Origin of the sequence: Streptomyces sp. NPDC058650 (genome assembly GCF_042717315.1) — a bacterium.
Classification (GTDB): Bacteria; Actinomycetota; Actinomycetes; order Streptomycetales; family Streptomycetaceae; genus Streptomyces.
Genome location: NZ_JBHXRL010000028.1, coordinates 1 through 16,582 on the forward strand (window position 1 = coordinate 1; position 16,582 = coordinate 16,582).

The 16,582-nt window shown below is 72.0% G+C and carries 13 protein-coding genes; 5 read left to right on the plus strand and 8 right to left on the minus strand.

From position 1 onward, the window contains the following. Positions 1–156: 156 nt before the first annotated feature. Both ACFWWU_RS33650 and ACFWWU_RS33655 read right to left on the minus strand, forming a co-directional pair. Positions 157–1,761 carry an arabinogalactan endo-beta-1,4-galactanase gene (locus tag ACFWWU_RS33650; RefSeq protein ID WP_384151718.1) on the minus strand — a complete coding sequence of 535 codons (1,605 nt, stop codon included), beginning with the start codon at positions 1,759–1,761 and terminating at the stop codon, positions 157–159. A gap of 158 nt (positions 1,762–1,919) precedes the next feature. Continuing rightward, a complete protein-coding gene (locus tag ACFWWU_RS33655; RefSeq protein WP_384151721.1) occupies positions 1,920–3,941 on the minus strand; it encodes a beta-galactosidase in 2,022 nt (673 codons plus the stop codon). Positions 3,942–4,148: 207 nt separating this feature from the next. Between ACFWWU_RS33655 and ACFWWU_RS33660 the strand changes: the two genes are divergently transcribed. The 4 genes from ACFWWU_RS33660 to ACFWWU_RS33675 are packed head-to-tail and all read left to right on the plus strand — an operon-like array spanning position 4,149 to position 8,370. Continuing rightward, a complete protein-coding gene (locus ACFWWU_RS33660; RefSeq protein WP_384151724.1) occupies positions 4,149–5,468 on the plus strand; it encodes an ABC transporter substrate-binding protein in 1,320 nt (439 codons plus the stop codon). Continuing rightward, the gene (locus ACFWWU_RS33665) at positions 5,465–6,397 is read left to right on the plus strand and encodes a carbohydrate ABC transporter permease (RefSeq protein ID WP_384151727.1); all 933 of its coding nucleotides are present in this window, start codon (positions 5,465–5,467) and stop codon (positions 6,395–6,397) included. Before ACFWWU_RS33660 ends, ACFWWU_RS33665 begins: the two co-directional genes overlap by 4 nt. Next, on the plus strand, positions 6,394–7,314 hold the full coding sequence (locus tag ACFWWU_RS33670) for a carbohydrate ABC transporter permease (protein WP_384151730.1): 921 nt from the start codon (positions 6,394–6,396) through the stop codon (positions 7,312–7,314). Before ACFWWU_RS33665 ends, ACFWWU_RS33670 begins: the two co-directional genes overlap by 4 nt. A 30-nt stretch (positions 7,315–7,344) precedes the next feature. Beyond that, complete coding sequence (locus ACFWWU_RS33675) at positions 7,345–8,370, plus strand: LacI family DNA-binding transcriptional regulator (RefSeq protein ID WP_384151733.1); 1,026 nt, start codon at positions 7,345–7,347, stop codon at positions 8,368–8,370. 68 nt (positions 8,371–8,438) lie between these two features. Here the strand turns inward: ACFWWU_RS33675 and ACFWWU_RS33680 are convergent, their stop codons facing one another. Genes ACFWWU_RS33680 through rhaI form a run of 6 tightly spaced genes read right to left on the minus strand, consistent with a single transcriptional unit; the run spans position 8,439 to position 15,992 of the window. Further along, positions 8,439–9,089, minus strand: coding sequence for a lactate utilization protein C (locus tag ACFWWU_RS33680; RefSeq protein ID WP_384151736.1), 651 nt, complete (start codon positions 9,087–9,089; stop codon positions 8,439–8,441). After that, complete coding sequence (locus ACFWWU_RS33685; RefSeq protein WP_384151739.1) at positions 9,086–10,510, minus strand: LutB/LldF family L-lactate oxidation iron-sulfur protein; 1,425 nt, start codon at positions 10,508–10,510, stop codon at positions 9,086–9,088. The genes ACFWWU_RS33680 and ACFWWU_RS33685 overlap by 4 nt, the downstream gene beginning before the upstream one ends. Further along, positions 10,507–11,226 carry a (Fe-S)-binding protein gene (locus ACFWWU_RS33690; protein WP_384151745.1) on the minus strand — a complete coding sequence of 240 codons (720 nt, stop codon included), beginning with the start codon at positions 11,224–11,226 and terminating at the stop codon, positions 10,507–10,509. Before ACFWWU_RS33690 ends, ACFWWU_RS33685 begins: the two co-directional genes overlap by 4 nt. Further along, positions 11,226–12,728 (minus strand): rhamnulokinase family protein, encoded by a 1,503-nt coding sequence (locus ACFWWU_RS33695; RefSeq protein WP_384151748.1) that lies wholly within the window; start codon positions 12,726–12,728, stop codon positions 11,226–11,228. Before ACFWWU_RS33695 ends, ACFWWU_RS33690 begins: the two co-directional genes overlap by 1 nt. 8 nt (positions 12,729–12,736) lie before the next feature. Beyond that, positions 12,737–14,782: a bifunctional aldolase/short-chain dehydrogenase gene (locus tag ACFWWU_RS33700; RefSeq protein WP_384151751.1), complete on the minus strand. Its 2,046-nt coding sequence runs from the start codon at positions 14,780–14,782 to the stop codon at positions 12,737–12,739. A gap of 43 nt (positions 14,783–14,825) precedes the next feature. Next, the gene (gene rhaI, locus ACFWWU_RS33705; RefSeq protein ID WP_384151754.1) at positions 14,826–15,992 is read right to left on the minus strand and encodes an L-rhamnose isomerase; all 1,167 of its coding nucleotides are present in this window, start codon (positions 15,990–15,992) and stop codon (positions 14,826–14,828) included. A gap of 158 nt (positions 15,993–16,150) precedes the next feature. Between rhaI and ACFWWU_RS33710 the strand changes: the two genes are divergently transcribed. Then, positions 16,151–16,480 (plus strand): L-rhamnose mutarotase, encoded by a 330-nt coding sequence (locus ACFWWU_RS33710; RefSeq protein ID WP_384151757.1) that lies wholly within the window; start codon positions 16,151–16,153, stop codon positions 16,478–16,480. The last annotated feature ends 102 nt before the right edge of the window (positions 16,481–16,582 follow it).

Genomic DNA, 16,582 nt, shown 5'->3' on the forward strand with positions numbered 1-16,582 from the left:
CCCTGGTGGGGGGGCGGGGGGCCGGCGGGGGCCCCCCCCGGGGGCCCCCCCCGGGGGGGGGGGGGGGCGGGGGCCCCCCGGGGGGGGGCGCCCCCCCCCCCGGGGGGGGGGGGGGGCCGGCCCCCCCCCCCCCCCCCCTCTGTTCAGTCGGAGTGATCAGCGGTGCGCGAACCAGCTCGCCGCCGGGAGCAGCTTGCTGTCGTAGTCGAACAGCGCCTGGTTCTCCCAGCCGTTGCCGGAGGAGGGGGCGGTCGGGTCCCAGCCGTTGCCGGTGACGGCGGTCCAGGCCGGCTCCCAGTAGACGACCCCGAGACCGCGGCCGTTCGGCACGGCCTCGACGACGTTCATGACGTCCCGCAGCCAGGCCGACTGCCCGGCGCTGCTCGCCGGGTAGCCGGAGACCAGCTCGCTCGACAGGTCGATGATGTTCTCGTGGCCGTCCTCGCTGTCGAGGCGGAACGGGTAGGCAGTCTCCGCGACCATGACCTTCTTGCCGTAACGGGCGGAGATGTCGTCGAGGTTGGTCTGGAGCGCGGAGAGGGCGCCGTGCCAGTAGCCGTAGAAGGAGAAGCCGATGACGTCGTAACTCACGCCCTGTGCCGTCGCGTTGTCGAACCACGCCCGGTACAGCGCGTTGTCGCCGCCGTTGGCGAGGTGCAGCGCGATCTGTGTGCTCGACGACACCGCCTTGGCCGCCGAGATGCCGGACTTGAGCAGCCCGCCGAGCTGCGACCAGTCGGACGTCGAGCCCTCGGGCCAGAGCATGCCGGTGTTGATCTCGTTGCCGATCTGCACCATGTCGGCCGTGGTGCCCTGCGCCTTGAGGGCGTTGAGGACGTCGTAGGTGTGGTTGTAGACGTCGGTCTTGAGCTGGCTGTAGGAGTGGCCCGACCAGGCGGCGGGCTTGCTCTGGGCGCCGGGATCGGCCCAGATGTCGGAGTAGTGGAAGTCGACGAGGAGCTTCATGCCCTGCGCCTTGATCTTCTGGGCGGTGGCGAGGACGCGGGCCTTGTTGTTGTAGCCGTCCGCCGGGTTCACCCACACCTTGAGGCGGCCGTAGTTCGCGCCCGCGTTCTTCAGGATCGTGACCGGGTCACCGGTGACGCCGGCGGCGGTGCGGTAGGTCCCGCCGAGGTCCTCGCTCTTCTTGAGGGCCGACAGGTCGACGCCCTTGACCGCGAGACCGGTGGTGCCTGACGTGAACGTCAGGTCGTCGACGTTGAGCCAGTTCCCGGCGTTGGCATCGGAGTTGATGCTGACGGTGCACGCGCCGCCCGTGACGGTGACGGAGGTGACGAGCCGTATCCAGGCGCCATTGGACGTCACCGGCAGGTCGGTGCGCTGCTCGGCGGAGCCGCAGTTGCGCAGGGCCAGGTAGGCGGCGTTCTGCCCGCCGCCGGAGCGGACCCAGGCGCTGAGCGTGTACGTGCCGTTGGCGAGCCCGGAGAGGTACTGGTACGTCTCGACCTTGTACGCGGACGCCGACCAGTGGCTGAGGCGGTAGCTCCCGCCGTGGCCCCCGGCCTCGGTGAACGAGGCGGCGTTCTGGCCGGCGGCCGAGTAGGTGGACCAGCCGGTGGGGGTGGCCGTGCCGGTGGCGTCGGCCTCGAACCCGGCGTTGGTGAGGGTGGCGGCGGCCGCTGCCCGTGGTGCGGTGGGCAGCGGAGCCAGGAGCAGGGCGCCCAGCGCTGCGGCGACGGCCGCGGCTCGCAGGCGGATACGGCCGCGCAGACGGATGCGGCTTCTGGTGGTGAGGTGCATCGTCGAGTCCCTTCGACGGTGGCCGATGTGAGGTGTGGTGCGGGTGGTTCCTTACGGGTGGTGCGGCTCACCCGGGGGCGGCGCAGGGGGCGCTGCCGCCCCCGGGGAGATCAGGGGTCCGGCCCGAAGGCAGGGGGGCCGGAGGGGGAGCGGTGCGGTCAGGCGTCCAGGCGGACGACTCCGACGGCCCCGGCCGGGACGGTGAACTTCCCGTCGACCGGCGTACCGCCGAGGAGTTCCGTCCCGGAGCCGTCGAGCGGCACCTCGGCGTCCTCGGCGGAGTGGTTGAGGGCGAACAGGTACTGCCCGCCGTCCCCGGCGCGGCGCACGACCTCCACGTCGTGCGGCAGCGCGGCGCGAGCCGTGACTCCGGCGTCCTCGCAGGCGGCGGCCACGATCGCGTCCAGCGAGGCCGCGTCGAGCCGGGTGGAGACGTACCAGGCGGTGCCCCGGCCGAGCCGGTGCCGCGTGACCGCGGGCCCGCCGGCGGCCGGCCCGTCGGCGTACGTCCACACGGTCTCGGCGCCGCGCGGCCGGACGAACTCCGTCCACACGTCGCCGGTGAGCGAGGCGCCGTCCGGCCCCGCGATCCGTACCCGCTGCTCGTCGAGGAGCGGGGACCACTCCTCGACGGTCAGGCCGAGGACGTCCCGCAGCGCGCCCGGATAGGCGCCGGGGTGCACGGCGTCGTGCTCGTCGACGATCCCGGAGAAGTACGAGACGACGAGCGTGCCGCCGTTCTCGACGTACTCGCGGAGGTTCTGCCCGGCGGCCTCGGTCATGAGGTAGAGCGCGGGCACGACGACCAGCGGATAGGCGGACAGGTCGGCCTCGGGGTGGGCGAAGTCGACCGTGAGGTGCCGGTCGTACAGGGTCTCGTAGAAGCTGTCGGCGCGCTCGCGGGCGTCGTGGGCCGCGTTCGGCCGCCACTCCAGGTTCTGCGCCCACCAGGAGTGCCAGTCCCAGAGCATGGCGACGTCCGGGACGGTCCGGGTGCCGCGTACCTCCTCCAGGGCCTCCAGGCCGGCCCCGAGGGCGACGACCTCGCGCCAGACCCGGGTGTCGGTGCCGCCGTGCGGGACCATCGCGGAGTGGAACTTCTCGGCGCCGCGCCGGGACTGGCGCCACTGGAAGAACATGGCGCCCTCGGAGCCGCGGGCGACGTGGGCGAGGGAGTTGCGGGCCATCTCGCCCGGGCGCTTGGCGGGGTTGCGGGCCTGCCAGTTCACGCCGGACGTGGAGTGTTCGAGGAGCAGCCAGGGTGCGCCGCCGGCGACGGAGCGGGTGAGGTCGGCGGCCATGGCGAGGTTGACGTGGGTGCGGCGGCCGTCGGTCATCAGGTAGTGGTCGTTGGTGACGAGGTCGACCTCGCGGCCCCAGGCCCAGTAGTCGATCGAGTCGCACTGGCTGAGCGCGGTCATGAAGTTGGTGGTGACAGGGATGCCGGGGGTCAGCTCGTGCAGGATGTCCCGTTCCGTCCGGAAGTTCTCCCGGATGGTGGCGTCGGCGAAGCGCCGGTAGTCGAGCTGCTGGGCCGGGTTGCCGACGGTGGGGGTGGCGCGGGGCGGGTCGATCTCCTCGTACGAGCCGTAGCGCTGCCCCCAGAAGGCGGTGCCCCAGGCCTCGTTCACGGCCTCCACCGAGCCGTGGGTCTCGTGGAGCCAGCGGCGGAAGTGGGCGGCGCAGTTGTCGCAGTAGCAGGCGCTGACGGGCACGCCGTACTCGTTGTGGACGTGCCAGAGGGCGAGTGCGGGGTGGCTGCCGTAGCGGCGCGCGAGTGCGGTGGTGATTCCGGCGGCGGCGGCGCGGTAGGCGGACGAACTGTGGCAGATCGCCCCGCGTGAACCGTACGAGTAGCGCACGCCCTCGGCGGTGACGGGCAGCGCCTCGGGGTGGGCGCGGTAGAACCAGGCGGGCGGTGCCACGGTGGGCGTGCCCAGGTCGACGCGGATGCCGTGCGCGTGCAGCAGGTCGAGGAGCCGGTCGAGCCAGCCGAAGTCGTACCGGCCGCGCTCGGGTTCCAGCAGGGCCCAGGAGAAGATGCCGACGCTCACCATGGTGACACCGGCCTCCCGCATCAGCCGGACGTCCTCCTGCCAGACGCTTTCCGGCCATTGCTCGGGGTTGTAGTCCCCGCCGAAGGCGAGCCGGTGCAGGCCCTTGGGAGTGGTCTGCGGCATGAGTCTCTCCTGAAGCGTCGGAAGAAGGAAGCCCTGTTGGATTGGGAACGTGCACACACCCGATCTCGATGTGGCAACGCAACATAACCGCACACGAACAACCATTGACAAGTGTCCGGAACGTTTCTCTACTGTGAACGCTCACAGATGCATGGTCGGCCTCTCCGTCTGCGAGAGAGGCCCCTTTCGGTCAGGGAGAAGTACCCCATGCCCCACATCACGCGCCGCAGCCTCGCCGCCGCCACCGCCGTCCTCCTCGGCGCCACCGCACTCACCGCCTGCGGGTCCTCCGACTCCGGCACCGGCGACGAGGCGGGCGCCGCCTCCGGCCCCGTCTCGCTCACCTACTGGGCCTGGGCGCCCGGCATGGACAAGGTCGCGGCCCTCTGGAACGCCAAGCACCCCGACATCAAGGTCACCGTGCAGAAGCAGGCGTCCGGGGACGACCTCGTCACCAAGATCATCACCGCGGCGAAGGCACACAAGGCCCCCGACCTGGTCCAGGCCGAGTACCAGGCCCTGCCGACCTTGGTCAGCAACGACGCCCTCGCCGACATCGCCCAGGAGGTCCAGGGCGTCAAGGACAAGTTCGCGCCCGGCATCTGGCAGCAGACCACCTTCGGCGGCGAGGCCGTCTACGCCCTGCCGCAGGACTCCGGGCCGCTGATGTTCTTCTACCGCGAGGACCTCTTCAAGCAGTACGGCCTGACCGTCCCCACCACCTGGGACGAGTTCGCCGAGACCGCACGCGCCGTCAGGAAGAAGGCGCCGAAGAAGGCCCTGACCACCTTCTCCGCCAACGACTCCGGCCTCTTCGCCGGCCTCTCCCAGCAGGCCGGCGCCAAGTGGTGGACCTTCGAGGGCGACACCTGGAAGGTCGGCATCGACGACGCCGCCACCAAGAAGGTCACCGACTTCTGGGGCGGCCTGGTCGCCGAGGGCGCCATCGACAACCAGCCGATGTACACCCCCGCCTGGAACAAGGCCCTCAACACCGGCGAGCAGCTCGCCTGGGTCAGCGCCGTCTGGGCCCCCGGCACCCTCACCACCGCCGCCCCCGACACCAAGGGCAAGTGGGCCATGGCCCCCCTCCCGCAGTGGAACAAGGGCGACAACGCCACCGGCAGCTGGGGCGGCTCCTCCACCGCCGTCACCACCGACTCGAAGCACAAGGAGGCCGCCGCCCAGTTCGCCACCTGGCTGAACACCGACCCGGAGGCCCTCGCCGCCCTCGTCAAGGAGAGCGGCATCTACCCCGCTGCCACCGCCGCCCAGACCAGCGGCGCCCTCGCCAAGGCCCCCGACTACTTCGCCAACCAGCCCGACTTCTACACCCGCGCCGCCGAGATAGCGAAGACCACCGCGCCGGCCGCCTGGGGCCCCAACGTGAACGTGGCCTACACCTCCTTCAAGGACCAGTTCGGCAAGGCCGCCAAGGCCAAGAGCGGCTTCGCCGAAGCCCTCACCGCGATGCAGGGCGCCACCGTCACGGACCTGGAGAAGCAGGGCTTCGAGGTCGCCAAGTGACGCAGCCCCCCAAGGGCGCGCGCCGGTCGTACGGGGTCAAGGCGGCCCCGTATGGCTTCCTCCTCCCCGCCGCCGTCCTCTTCGTCCTCTTCTTCGCCCTGCCCATCGGCTACGCGGTCCGGCTCAGCTTCCACAAGGTCGAGATCAAGGGCCTCGGCCTCGGCAAGGGCGCCAAGTCCGAGGTCTGGGCCGGCCTGGAGAACTACGCCTCCGCCCTCACCGACTCCGAACTCCTCGCGAGCGCCCTGCGCGTCCTCGGCTACGGCGCCATCGTCGTCCCCGTCATGCTCGGCCTCGCCCTCTTCTTCGCGCTCCTGCTCGACTCCGAGCGCGTCCGCGCCCGCTCCTTCGCCCGGCTCGCGATCTTCCTCCCGTACGCCGTCCCCGGCGTCATCGCGGCCGTGCTGTGGGGCTTCCTCTACCTCCCCGACGTCAGCCCCTTCCACTACCTCCTCGACAAGGCAGGTCTCCCGCAGCCCGACCTCATGGACGGTGGACCGCTCTACCTGGCGATGGCCAACATCGCCGTCTGGGGCGGCACCGGCTTCAACATGATCGTCATCTACACCGCGCTGCGCGCCCTGCCCACCGAGGTGTACGAGGCGGCCAAACTCGACGGCTGCTCCGAACTCCAGATCGCGCTCCGCGTCAAGATCCCGATGGTGGTGCCCTCGCTGGTGCTCACCTTCTTCTTCTCGATCATCGCGACCCTCCAGGTCTTCAACGAGCCCACCACGCTCAAGCCGCTCACCAACGGCATCCCCTCCACCTGGAGCCCCCTCATGAAGGTCTACAGCGACGCCTTCACCGGCGGGAACATCCATGCCGCCTCGGCCACCGCCGTCGTGCTCGCCCTCGCCACCTTCGCGCTCTCCTTCGCCCTCCTCAGGATCTCCAACCGCCGCACCACACAAGGAGCAGGCCGATGACCGGGCTCGCCTCCCCGACGCTCCGCAAGGCGGCCCCCGCCGCCGGTACCACCCCCGGCGCCTCCCAGGGCCCGCCCGCCGCGCGCGCCCGCCGCACCGCCCTGCTGCCGACCGCCGCCCTCGTCCTCGGCGCGCTCTACTGCCTGCTGCCCGTGGCCTGGGTCCTCGTCGCCGCCACCAAGGCCGACGACGAACTCTTCTCCACCTTCACCTTCCTGCCCGGCAGCGGCCTCGGCGACAACATCGGCGAGCTCACCGGATACCGTGACGGCATCTACTGGCGCTGGATGGTCAACTCCGTGCTGTACGCGGGCCTCGGCGGCATCCTGTCCACCATCGTGTCCGCGTTCGCCGGCTACGCCCTCGCCGTCTACCGCTTCCGCGGCCGCGAGGCGTTCTTCAACATCATGCTGGCGGGCGTCCTCATGCCCCCCGTCATCCTCGCCATCCCGCAGTACCTGCTGATGGCCGAGGCCGACCTGACGGACACGTACGCCTCCGTCCTGCTCCCGCTGGTCCTCTCCCCGTACGGCGTCTACCTCGGCCGCATCTACGCCGAGGCCGCCGTCCCCATGGAGCTGGTCGAGGCGGGCCGCATGGACGGCGCCGGCGAGTGGCGGATCTTCCTCAGGATCGCCGTCCCCATGATGTCCCCGGGCCTGGTGACGATCTTCCTCTTCCAGTTCGTCGCCATCTGGAACAACTTCCTGCTGCCGTTCATCATGCTCGGCGACGACGAGAAGTTCCCCATGACCGTCGGCCTGTTCACCCTCCTCAAGCAGGGCGCGAGCCAGCCCGCCCTCTACACCCTGGTCATCACGGGCGCCCTGCTCGCCGTCGCACCGCTCATCGCCCTCTTCCTCCTCATCCAGCGCTTCTGGAGCCTCGATCTGCTCTCCGGCGCCGTAAAGTCCTGAACCACAGGGGATCGAGGGGAAACACACAGCATGAGCACAGCAGCGGCAAGGCGCCGCCCGGCGACCATCCATGACGTGGCCCGCGAGGCCGGGGTCTCGCGCGGCACCGTCTCCCGCGTCCTCAACGGCGGCCACTACGTCAGCCCGTCGGCGAAGGCCGCCGTCGACGCCGCGATCCGCAGAACGGGATACGTCGTCAACCGGCACGCCCGCTCGCTGATCACCGGCAAGTCCGACTCGGTCGCCTTCCTCCTGACCGAGCCGCAGGAGCGTTTCTTCGAAGACCCCAACTTCAACGTCCTGCTGCGCGCCTGCACCCAGGCCCTCGCCGCCCAGGACATCCCGCTCCTCCTGATGATCGCGGGCACCGAGGACGAACGCCGCCGCAACCTCCGCTACATCGAGGCCGGCCACGTCGACGGCGTCCTCCTCGTCTCCAGCCACTCCGGCGACCCCGTCGTGGCCCGGCTGCACGAGGCCGGCGTGCCCGTCGTCGCCTGCGGCAAGCCGCTCGGCCAGACCGCCAAGATCGGCTACGTCGCCGCCGACGACCGCGACGGCGCCCGCGACATGGTCCGCCACCTGTACGCGTCGGGGCGGCGCCGCATCGCCACCGTCAGCGGCCCGCTGGACACCCCGGGCGGCGTCGAGCGCCTCGCCGGCTACCGCGAGACGCTCGCCGAGGTCGGACTCCCCGTCGACGAGACCCTCGTCGCCACCGGCGACTACAGCCGGGCGAGCGGCGAGGACGCGGCCGTCGCCCTCCTGGAGCGCGCCCCCGACGTCGACGCGGTCTTCGTCGCGTCCGACCTGATGGCCCAGGGCGTCCTCGACGCCCTGGCCCGCGCGGGCCGGCGGGTCCCCGAGGACATCGCGGTGGGCGGCTTCGACGACTCCCCGGCGGCCCTCTCCAGCCGCCCCCCGCTCACCACGATCCGTCAGCCGTGGGACCGGATCAGTACCGAGATGGTGCGGACGCTCCTGGCCCGGATAGCGGGCGAGGAACCGGCGGCGGTCATCCTGCCCACCGAGCTCGTCCGCCGGGAATCGGCGTAGCGGTACCCGTTCGAGGAGCGGCCGGTCCCCGACGGGGGACCGACCGCTCCTTCGTCATGCCAGGGCCGTCACGCCAGGGCGCCGGTCACCAGGATCACTTCCAGGGTCCGGGGGCCGTGGACGCCCTCGACCCGGTCGAGTTCGATGTCGCTCGTCGCGGACGGCCCCGAGATCCAGGTGAGCGGACGCGTCGGGTCGAGCCGGGGGAGCGCGAGGGGGACCGAGGCCACCACCTGCTCCGGCGCCCGGACCACGCAGACGTGCAGATCGGGGACGAGGGTCAGGGCGCGCCGCCCCTGCCCCGGACCGCCGTCGAGGACGATCGTGCCGGTCTCGGCGATCGCCAGGGCGCAGCCCGTCACCACGGCGTCGACGCCGTCCAGCTCGTACGGGGTCAGCCGGGGCTCGTCGGGCCGCCGGACGGCCTCGGTGGCGGCGAGCCAGCCGACGGGCAGCCCGGGCGGGACGGCGACACTCCGGGCGCCGCGCTCCGCGAGCCTCCGGGCGATCAGCGCGGGAAGCCCGTCCGGCGTGGTGCGGTGGACGTGGGCGCGGTAGTCGGCGAGGTTCTCGTGGAGCAGGTCGAGGAGGGCCGCCGGGTCGTCCGCGGCGTGGCTCGTCCGGTAGTCGCGGGTGACGGCGGGCGCCGCGGGCGCGTCGGCGACGGCGGCGCGGACCCGGGCGAGGATCCGCTCGCGCGAGGAGAGGGCGTCGGTCATGAGCGGTTCTTCCTCCACCAGTCGCGGAACGGTTCGGCGGGCAGTTCGGGCAGGTCCCGGTGGTCGGACCACTGGCGGGCGCCAGGGCCCGGCAGGCGCTTCGGATGGAGCTTCCGGGTCGCGGACGCCAGCCGCTCCCCGGCGGCGAGCGCGTTCGGGTGGTCGAGGACCCAGCCGGCGGCCTTCATCGCGGCCTTCTCCAGACGGTGGCCCTTCCCGCCTTCCCCGGCGACCCGCTCGCGCAGGTGGACGAGGACCTCGGGGATGTCGATGGCGACCGGGCACACCTCGTAGCAGGCGCCGCAGAGCGAGGAGGCGTACGGCAGCGACGCGTCGATCTCGCTTGCCGTGCCCCGGAGTTGGGGGGTGAGGATGGCGCCGATCGGCCCGGGGTAGACCGAGCCGTACGCGTGCCCGCCGGCCCGCTCGTACACGGGGCAGACGTTGAGGCAGGCCGAGCAGCGGATGCAGCGCAGCGCCTGGCGCCCCACCTCGTCGGCGAGGGCGTCGGTGCGGCCGTTGTCGAGGAGGACCAGGTGGAAGTCCCGCGGTCCGTCGTCGTCCGTGGTGCCGGTCCACATGCTGGTGTACGGGTTCATGCGCTCGGCCGTCGACGAGCGGGGCAGCGTCTGGAGGAACACCTCCAGGTCCCGCCAGGCCGGTACCACCTTCTCGATTCCGACGACGGAGATGAGGGTCTCGGGCAGGGTCAGGCACATGCGGCCGTTGCCCTCGGACTCGACGACGACCAGGGTGCCGGTCTCGGCGACCATGAAGTTCGCCCCCGAGATCCCCACCTTGGCCCGCAGGAACTTCTCCCGCAGGTGCAGCCGGGCCGCCTCCGCGAGCTCGGCCGGGGTGTCGCTCAGGCCTTCCGGAGCCGGGCGACCCCAACTCCCCATCCTCTCCCTGAAGATGTCGCGGATCTCGCCCCGGTTGCGGTGGATGGCCGGGACCAGGATGTGCGAGGGGCGGTCCTCGCCGAGCTGCACGATGAGCTCCGCGAGATCCGTCTCGTAGGCGGCGATGCCCTCGGCCTCCAGGTGTTCGTTGAGACCGATCTCCTGGGTGGCCATCGACTTGACCTTGACGACCTCCGTCTCGCCCGTGGCCCTCACCAGATCGGTGACGATCCGGTTGGCCTCCGCCGCGTCCGCGGCCCAGTGCACGGTGCCGCCCGCGCGGGTCACCGCCTCCTCCAACCGGACCAGATACGTGTCCAGATGACGGAGCGTGTCGTCCTTGATCCGCTTCCCGGCCTCCCGCAGCGCGGCCCAGTCGTCGAGCTCGGCCACCGCCCGCGCCCGCTTGTCCCGGATCGTGTGCGTCGCGTGCCGCAGGTTCGCCCGAAGAGTGGCGTCGCCGACCGCCTCGTGCGCCGCCTTCGGGAAGGACGGCATCCCGACAAAGGTTCCGCTCACTTCTTCCAGGGCTCCTCTTCCGTACTCGCCAGGATCTCCGCCAAGTGCAATGCCCGCAGCGGGTCCTCGCGCCGACTCAGCATGCCGCCCAGGTGCAGCAGGCAGGAGTTGTCCGCGCCGCACAGGACCCCGGCACCCGTGGACAGCGCGTGGGTGATCTTGTCGGCGCCCATGGCGGCCGACACGTCCGGATTCTTCACCGCGAACGTCCCGCCGAAGCCGCAGCACTCCTCGGCCCCCGGCAGCTCCACGAGCTCCAGACCCTTCACCGCCTCCAGGAGCCGCCGGGGGCGCTCCCCGAGCCCGAGCATCCGGAGCCCGTGACAGGACGGGTGGTACGTCACCTTGTGCGGGAAGTACGCACCCACGTCCGTCACGCCCAGCACGTCCACCAGGAACTCCGTCAGCTCGTACACCCGCGGGCCCAGGCCTGCCGCCTCCGCGCCGAACGACGGATAGTGATGGCGCACCATCGCCGCGCACGAACCGGACGGCACGACGACGTGCTCGTACCCCTCGAAGGCCCCGACCGTGCGCCGGACCAGAGGCTCGGTCTCCTCGCGGTAGCCGGTGTTGAACTGCGGCTGCCCGCAGCAGGTCTGCGCGGCGGGGAAGTCGACCTCCACGCCCAGCCGTTCGAGGAGCCGGACCGTCGCCACGCCCGTCGCCGGGAAGACGGCGTCGTTGACGCAGGTGACGAAGAGGGCGACGCGCATCACGGGTTCCTCGGGGACGGTTCGATTCGGGCGGCGGCCGCGTCCCAGGCGGCGCGGCCGGCGGGGTCCTTCCGCGGTACGTAGTGTCGCAGGGGCTGTGTCCGCGCGACGAGCCGACGCGTCGAGGGCAGGTCGCCGACGAGCCCGGCCGCCCGCGCCTGCACGAGGACGTTGCCGAGGGCCGTGGCCTCGACGGGGCCGGCGACCACGGGAAGGCCGATGGCGTCCGCCGTCCATTGGCACAGCAGCTCATTGCGGGCCCCACCGCCCACGAGATGGACCCGCGTGACCTCCCGGCCGGCCAGCTCGGCGGCCTGCCGCAGCGTCCGCCGGTGGGCGAGGGCCAGGCTTTCCAGGACGCAACGGACCACCCCGCCGGGGCTTTCGGGTGCGCGCTGACCGGTCCTGCGGCAGTGGGCCCGTATCCGCTCCGGCAGGTCGCCCGGGGCCAGGAACTCCGGCGCGTCCGGGTCGACCAGCGCCGCGAACGGCTCCGCCCGCGCCGCCTGTGCGAGCAGCTCCGGCAGTTCGGCGGCCGGTCCCTGCCCCGCCCATGTCCGGCGGCACTCCTCCAGGAGCCACAGTCCCATGATGTTGCGCAGGAAGCGGACGGTGCCGTCGACCCCGCGCTCGTTGGTGAAGTTGGCCGCCCGGGACTCCTCCGTGAACACCGGGGCGTCCAGCTCCAGACCCGCCAGGGACCAGGTGCCACAGGACAGGTACGCGAAGTCCGGGCCGGTGGCCGGGACGGCGACCACGGCCGACGCGGTGTCGTGGGAGGCGACCGTCGTCACCGGAGTCCGGGCGTCGAGACCGGTGAACTCGGCCACGTACGGGAGGAGTTCGCCCGCAGGATCGCCGGGCGCGCGGAGCGGCGGCAGCAGCCCGGGGTCCACCCCGAGCCTGCCGAGCAGCTCCTTGGACCAGGTGCCCGCGCGGGCGTCGAAGAGGCCCGTGGTGGAGGCGTTGGTCTCCTCGGCCCCGACCGTCCCCGTCAGCCAGTGGACCATCAGGTCCGGCATGAGCAACAGCGTGCGTGCCGCGCCCAGTTGGGCGCTGCCGGCGGCCGAGGCGAGCTGGAAGACGGTGTTGAAGGGCAGATGCTGGAGTCCGGTGATCCGGTAGAGCTCCGCCGGGCCGACCCGCGCCCACACCCCCTCGGCGGCGCCGTCCGTACGCGGGTCGCGGTAGTGGAACGGAGCGCCCAGGAGGACGCCGTCCGCGTCGAGGAGTCCGTAGTCCACGCCCCAGGTGTCGACACCGACGGAGGCGACGCCACCGGAGCGGGCGGCCGCGCGCAGCCCTTCCAGGACGCCCTGGAAGAGGGCGAGGACGTTCCAGCGCAGCCCGTCCGGCAGGGGGATCGGGGTGTTGGGGAACCGGTGGGCCTCGGTGAGCACGAGGTGGTCGGGGCCGACGCGCCCGAGCATCACCCGTCCGCTGCCGGCTCCGAGATCCACCGCCGCGAAGACGTCCCGAGGCGCGCCCGTCGGTCCTGTCATCGGCCCGTTCACCGGAGGAAGGCGGCGGCCACGCCCGCGTCCACCGGGACGTGGAGCCCGGTGGTGTGGCTGAGGTCGCCGCCGGTCAGCGCGAAGACCGCGTTGGCGACGTGCTCGGGCAGGACCTCCCGCTTCAGGAGGGTGCGCTGGGCGTAGAAGGCGCCCAGCTCCTCCTCCGCGATGCCGTAGGTGGCGGCGCGCTGAGCACCCCAGCCGCCGGCGAAGATGCCCGAGCCGCGCACCACGCCGTCCGGGTTGACGCCGTTGACCCGGATGCCGTGCTCACCCAACTCAGCTGCGAGGAGGCGCACTTGATGGGCCTGGTCGGCCTTGGTGGCGGAGTAGGCGATGTTGTTCGGTCCGGCGAAGACCGCGTTCTTGGAGGCGATGTAGACGATGTCGCCGCCCAGCCCCTGGGCCGTCATGACCCGCGCGGCCTCCCGGGAGACGAGGAACGACCCCCGCGCCATGACGGCGTGCTGGACGTCCCAGTCCTTCGCCGTCGTGTCCAGGAGCGGCTTGGAGATGGAGAGGCCCGCGTTGTTGACGACCAGGTCGACCCCGCCGAACGCGAGCAGCGCCGACCGGAACGCGGCCCGGATCCGCTCCTCCGACGTGACGTCCACCGCGACGGCCACGGCCTTGTCCGGACCGCCCAACTCCTCGGCGACCGCAGCCGCGTTCGCCGCGTCGAGGTCGGCGACCACCACACAGGCGCCCTCGGCGACCAGCCGGTGTGCGATCGCCCGGCCGATGCCGCTGCCCGCACCCGTCACGAGCGCCACCCGGGTCGCGAGCGGCCTCGGCTTCGGCATCCGCCGCAGCTTGGCCTCCTCCAACTCCCAGTACTCGATGCGGAACTTCTCCGACTCCTCGATCGGCGCGTACGAGGAGACCGCCTCGGCCCCGCGCATCACGTTGATCGCGTTGACGTAGAACTCGCCCGCCACCCGCGCCGTCTGCTTGTCGCGGCCGAAGGAGAACATGCCCACGCCGGGGACGAGGACGATCGCCGGGTCCGCGCCCCGCATGGCGGGGGAGTCGGCGGTCGCGTGCCGCGCGTAGTACGCCGCGTACTCCTCGCGGTACTCGGCGTGCAGCTCCCGCAGCCGGGCGACCGCCCGGTCGAGGGGAGCGTCGGCCGGCAGGTCCAGGACGAGCGGCCGGACCTTCGTCCGCAGGAAGTGGTCGGGGCAGGACGTACCGAGGGCGGCGAGCCGCGGATGCTCGGCACGGGCGAGGAAGTCGAGCACCGCGTCGGAGTCCGTGAAGTGGCCGACCTGCGGAAGGTCCTGGGAGGCGAGCCCCCGCACATATGGGGCGAGTGCGGCGGCCCGCTCCCGCCGCGCGGCCTCGGGCAGCGGCGCGCGGCCCTCGACGACCGGCCCGAAGGGCTCCGGGCGGCCCCGCTCGACGAGGAAGGCCTCGGCGGTCCGGATGATGTGCAGCGCGTTCCGCTCGCACTCCTCCGAGGTCTCGCCCCAGGCCGTGATGCCGTGGCCGCCGAGGACGCAGCCGATCGCCGCCGGGTGGGCCGCCCGCACGGCGGCGATGTCCAGGCCCAGCTGGAAGCCGGGGCGCCGCCACGGCACCCACACCACCGTGTCGCCGAAGCAGTCGGCGGTCAGCTTCTCCCCGTCGGCGGCGCAGGCGAGCGCGATCCCCGCGTCCGGGTGGAGGTGGTCGACGTGGGCCGCGGGCACGAGGCCGTGTATGGCGGTGTCGATGGACGGGACCGCGCCCCCCTTCCCGTAGAGACAGTGGTTGAAGGCGGCGACCATCTCGTCCTCGCGCTCGACGCCCGGGTAGACGTCGACGAGCGCGCGCAGCCGGTCGAGGCGCAGCACCGCGAGCCCGTCCTCGGTGAGCGTGCCCAGGTCGCCACCGGAGCCCTTGACCCACATGAGCTCGGTGGGGCGGCCGGTGACGGGGTCGGTGACGGAGCCCTTCGCGGAGGCGTTGCCGCCGGCGTAGTTGGTGGTGCGGGGATCGGAGCCGAGCCGGTGGGCACGTCCTAGGAGAGAGGTGACGACGAGAGGCGTGGCCGGGGTCATGTGAGCTTCCTTCGGGCGGGAGGTGAACGGACAACGAGAGGGGTCACGCGCCCCAGCCGGCCTGGTCCCCGCCGACGCGCTCGGCGGCGATCCGCTCCTGTCGCCCGGAGCGGAGGTAGGCGGCGACGGGGTCCGGATCGAGGCCGCGCTCCTCGCGCAGCGCGCGCAGCAGGGGCCGTACGTCGGTGTCGTACGCGTCCATCAGGACGGCGTTCGCGGCGAGCACGTCCCCCTCCCGCTGGGCGGCGGCGAGGGCGGCGCCGTCGACGAGCAGCGCCTTGGCGGTGGCCTCCTGGACGTTGGCCACGGAGCGGATCACCGCCGGCACCTTCGCCTCGATGTTGTGGCACTGGTCGAGCATGAAGGCGACGTTCGCGGCGGGCTCCAGACCGCCGTTGCGGACGACCTCGTGCATGATCCGGAAGAGCTGGAAGGGGTCGGCGGCGCCGGCCATCAGGTCGTCGTCCGCGTAGAAGCGCGAGTTGAAGTCGAAGCCGCCGAGCTTCCCCTCCCGCAGCAGCAGGGCGACGATGAACTCGATGTTGGTGCCCGGCGCGTGGTGGCCGGTGTCCACGACCACCTGGGCCTTCGGGCCCAGCTTGAGGCAGTGCGCGTAGGCCGTACCCCAGTCCGGCACGTCGGTCGTGTAGAACGCCGGCTCGAAGAACTTGTACTCCAGGAGCATCCGCTGCCCCTCGCCGAGCCGCTCGTACACCGCCGCGAGGGACTCCGCGAGCCGCTCCTGCCGGGCGGTGACGTCGTCCTGCCCGGGGTAGTTCGTGCCGTCCGCGAACCACAGCTTCAGATCGGCCGAGCCCGTCGCGTCCATGATGTCGACGCAGTCGAGCAGGTGGTCCACGGCCCGGCGGCGCACGGCGGCGTCCGGGTGGCAGACGCTGCCGAGCTTGTACGTGTCGTCCTGGAAGGTGTTGGAGTTGATCGCGCCCAGTTCGAGCCCGCGCTCCTTCGCGTACGAGGCGAGGGCGGCGTAGTCGTCGACCCGGTCCCACGGGATGTGCAGCGACACCTTGGGGGCGACGCCCGTGAACGCGTGGACCTGAGCCGCGTCGTCGAGCTTCTCGTACGGGGTCCGGGGCACACCCGGCTGTGCGAAGACCTTGAAGCGGGTCCCGGAGTTGCCGTAGCCCCAGGAGGGCGTTTCGATCCGCTGGGCGGCGAGTGCGGCCTTCACGGCAGCGATGTCGGGCATGTCCACCTCGGAGCCTTGAAATGAATCGATTCAGTACGTGGGGGAAACTAGCCAGCACACCGGGTGTCGTCAAGACTCTTGACCAAAGGGGCGTCAGCGTCCTAGCGTCCCGACCCACGGAAATGAAACATTTCAGTCAAGCGGTCAAGGTGGAGCGGATGGCGAATGCGCGGCGGGTCTGCTTCCTGCTGAAGGTCCGGGCCGAGCGGGTGGACGAGTACCGCGCGCGCCACGAACACGTCTGGGCCGACATGCTCGCGGCGCTCTCGGCAGCCGGCTGGCACAACTACTCGCTCTTCCTGCGCGAGGACGGGCTGCTCGTCGGCTATCTGGAGACCCCGGACTTCGACCGGGCGCGCGCCGCGATGGAGGCGGCCGAGGTGAACGCCCGGTGGCAGGCCGAGATGGCGGAGTTCTTCGAGGAGCTCGACGGGCAGGCGCCCGACGCCGCGATGCGCCCCCTGACCGAGGTCTTCCACCTCGCGTGAGGGGTGGATCCGTGCGGCCGCATAGGATGAAACGCGGGATGAGACACGGCATGAGGCGCGGTGTGGAACGCGGTGTGAAACGCGGGGCGGAAGCCCGCCCGG

Coding starts and splice junctions, on each gene's coding strand:
- ACFWWU_RS33695 (WP_384151748.1), bottom strand. CDS start 12,728: ATGACAGGACCGACGGGCGCGCCTCGGGACGTCTTCGCGGCGGTGGAT.
- ACFWWU_RS33675 (WP_384151733.1), top strand. CDS start 7,345: ATGAGCACAGCAGCGGCAAGGCGCCGCCCGGCGACCATCCATGACGTG.
- ACFWWU_RS33680 (WP_384151736.1), bottom strand. CDS start 9,089: ATGACCGACGCCCTCTCCTCGCGCGAGCGGATCCTCGCCCGGGTCCGC.
- ACFWWU_RS33660 (WP_384151724.1), top strand. CDS start 4,149: ATGCCCCACATCACGCGCCGCAGCCTCGCCGCCGCCACCGCCGTCCTC.
- ACFWWU_RS33650 (WP_384151718.1), bottom strand. CDS start 1,761: ATGCACCTCACCACCAGAAGCCGCATCCGTCTGCGCGGCCGTATCCGC.
- ACFWWU_RS33655 (WP_384151721.1), bottom strand. CDS start 3,941: ATGCCGCAGACCACTCCCAAGGGCCTGCACCGGCTCGCCTTCGGCGGG.
- ACFWWU_RS33670 (WP_384151730.1), top strand. CDS start 6,394: ATGACCGGGCTCGCCTCCCCGACGCTCCGCAAGGCGGCCCCCGCCGCC.
- ACFWWU_RS33710 (WP_384151757.1), top strand. CDS start 16,151: ATGGCGAATGCGCGGCGGGTCTGCTTCCTGCTGAAGGTCCGGGCCGAG.
- rhaI (WP_384151754.1), bottom strand. CDS start 15,992: ATGCCCGACATCGCTGCCGTGAAGGCCGCACTCGCCGCCCAGCGGATC.
- ACFWWU_RS33690 (WP_384151745.1), bottom strand. CDS start 11,226: ATGCGCGTCGCCCTCTTCGTCACCTGCGTCAACGACGCCGTCTTCCCG.
- ACFWWU_RS33700 (WP_384151751.1), bottom strand. CDS start 14,782: ATGACCCCGGCCACGCCTCTCGTCGTCACCTCTCTCCTAGGACGTGCC.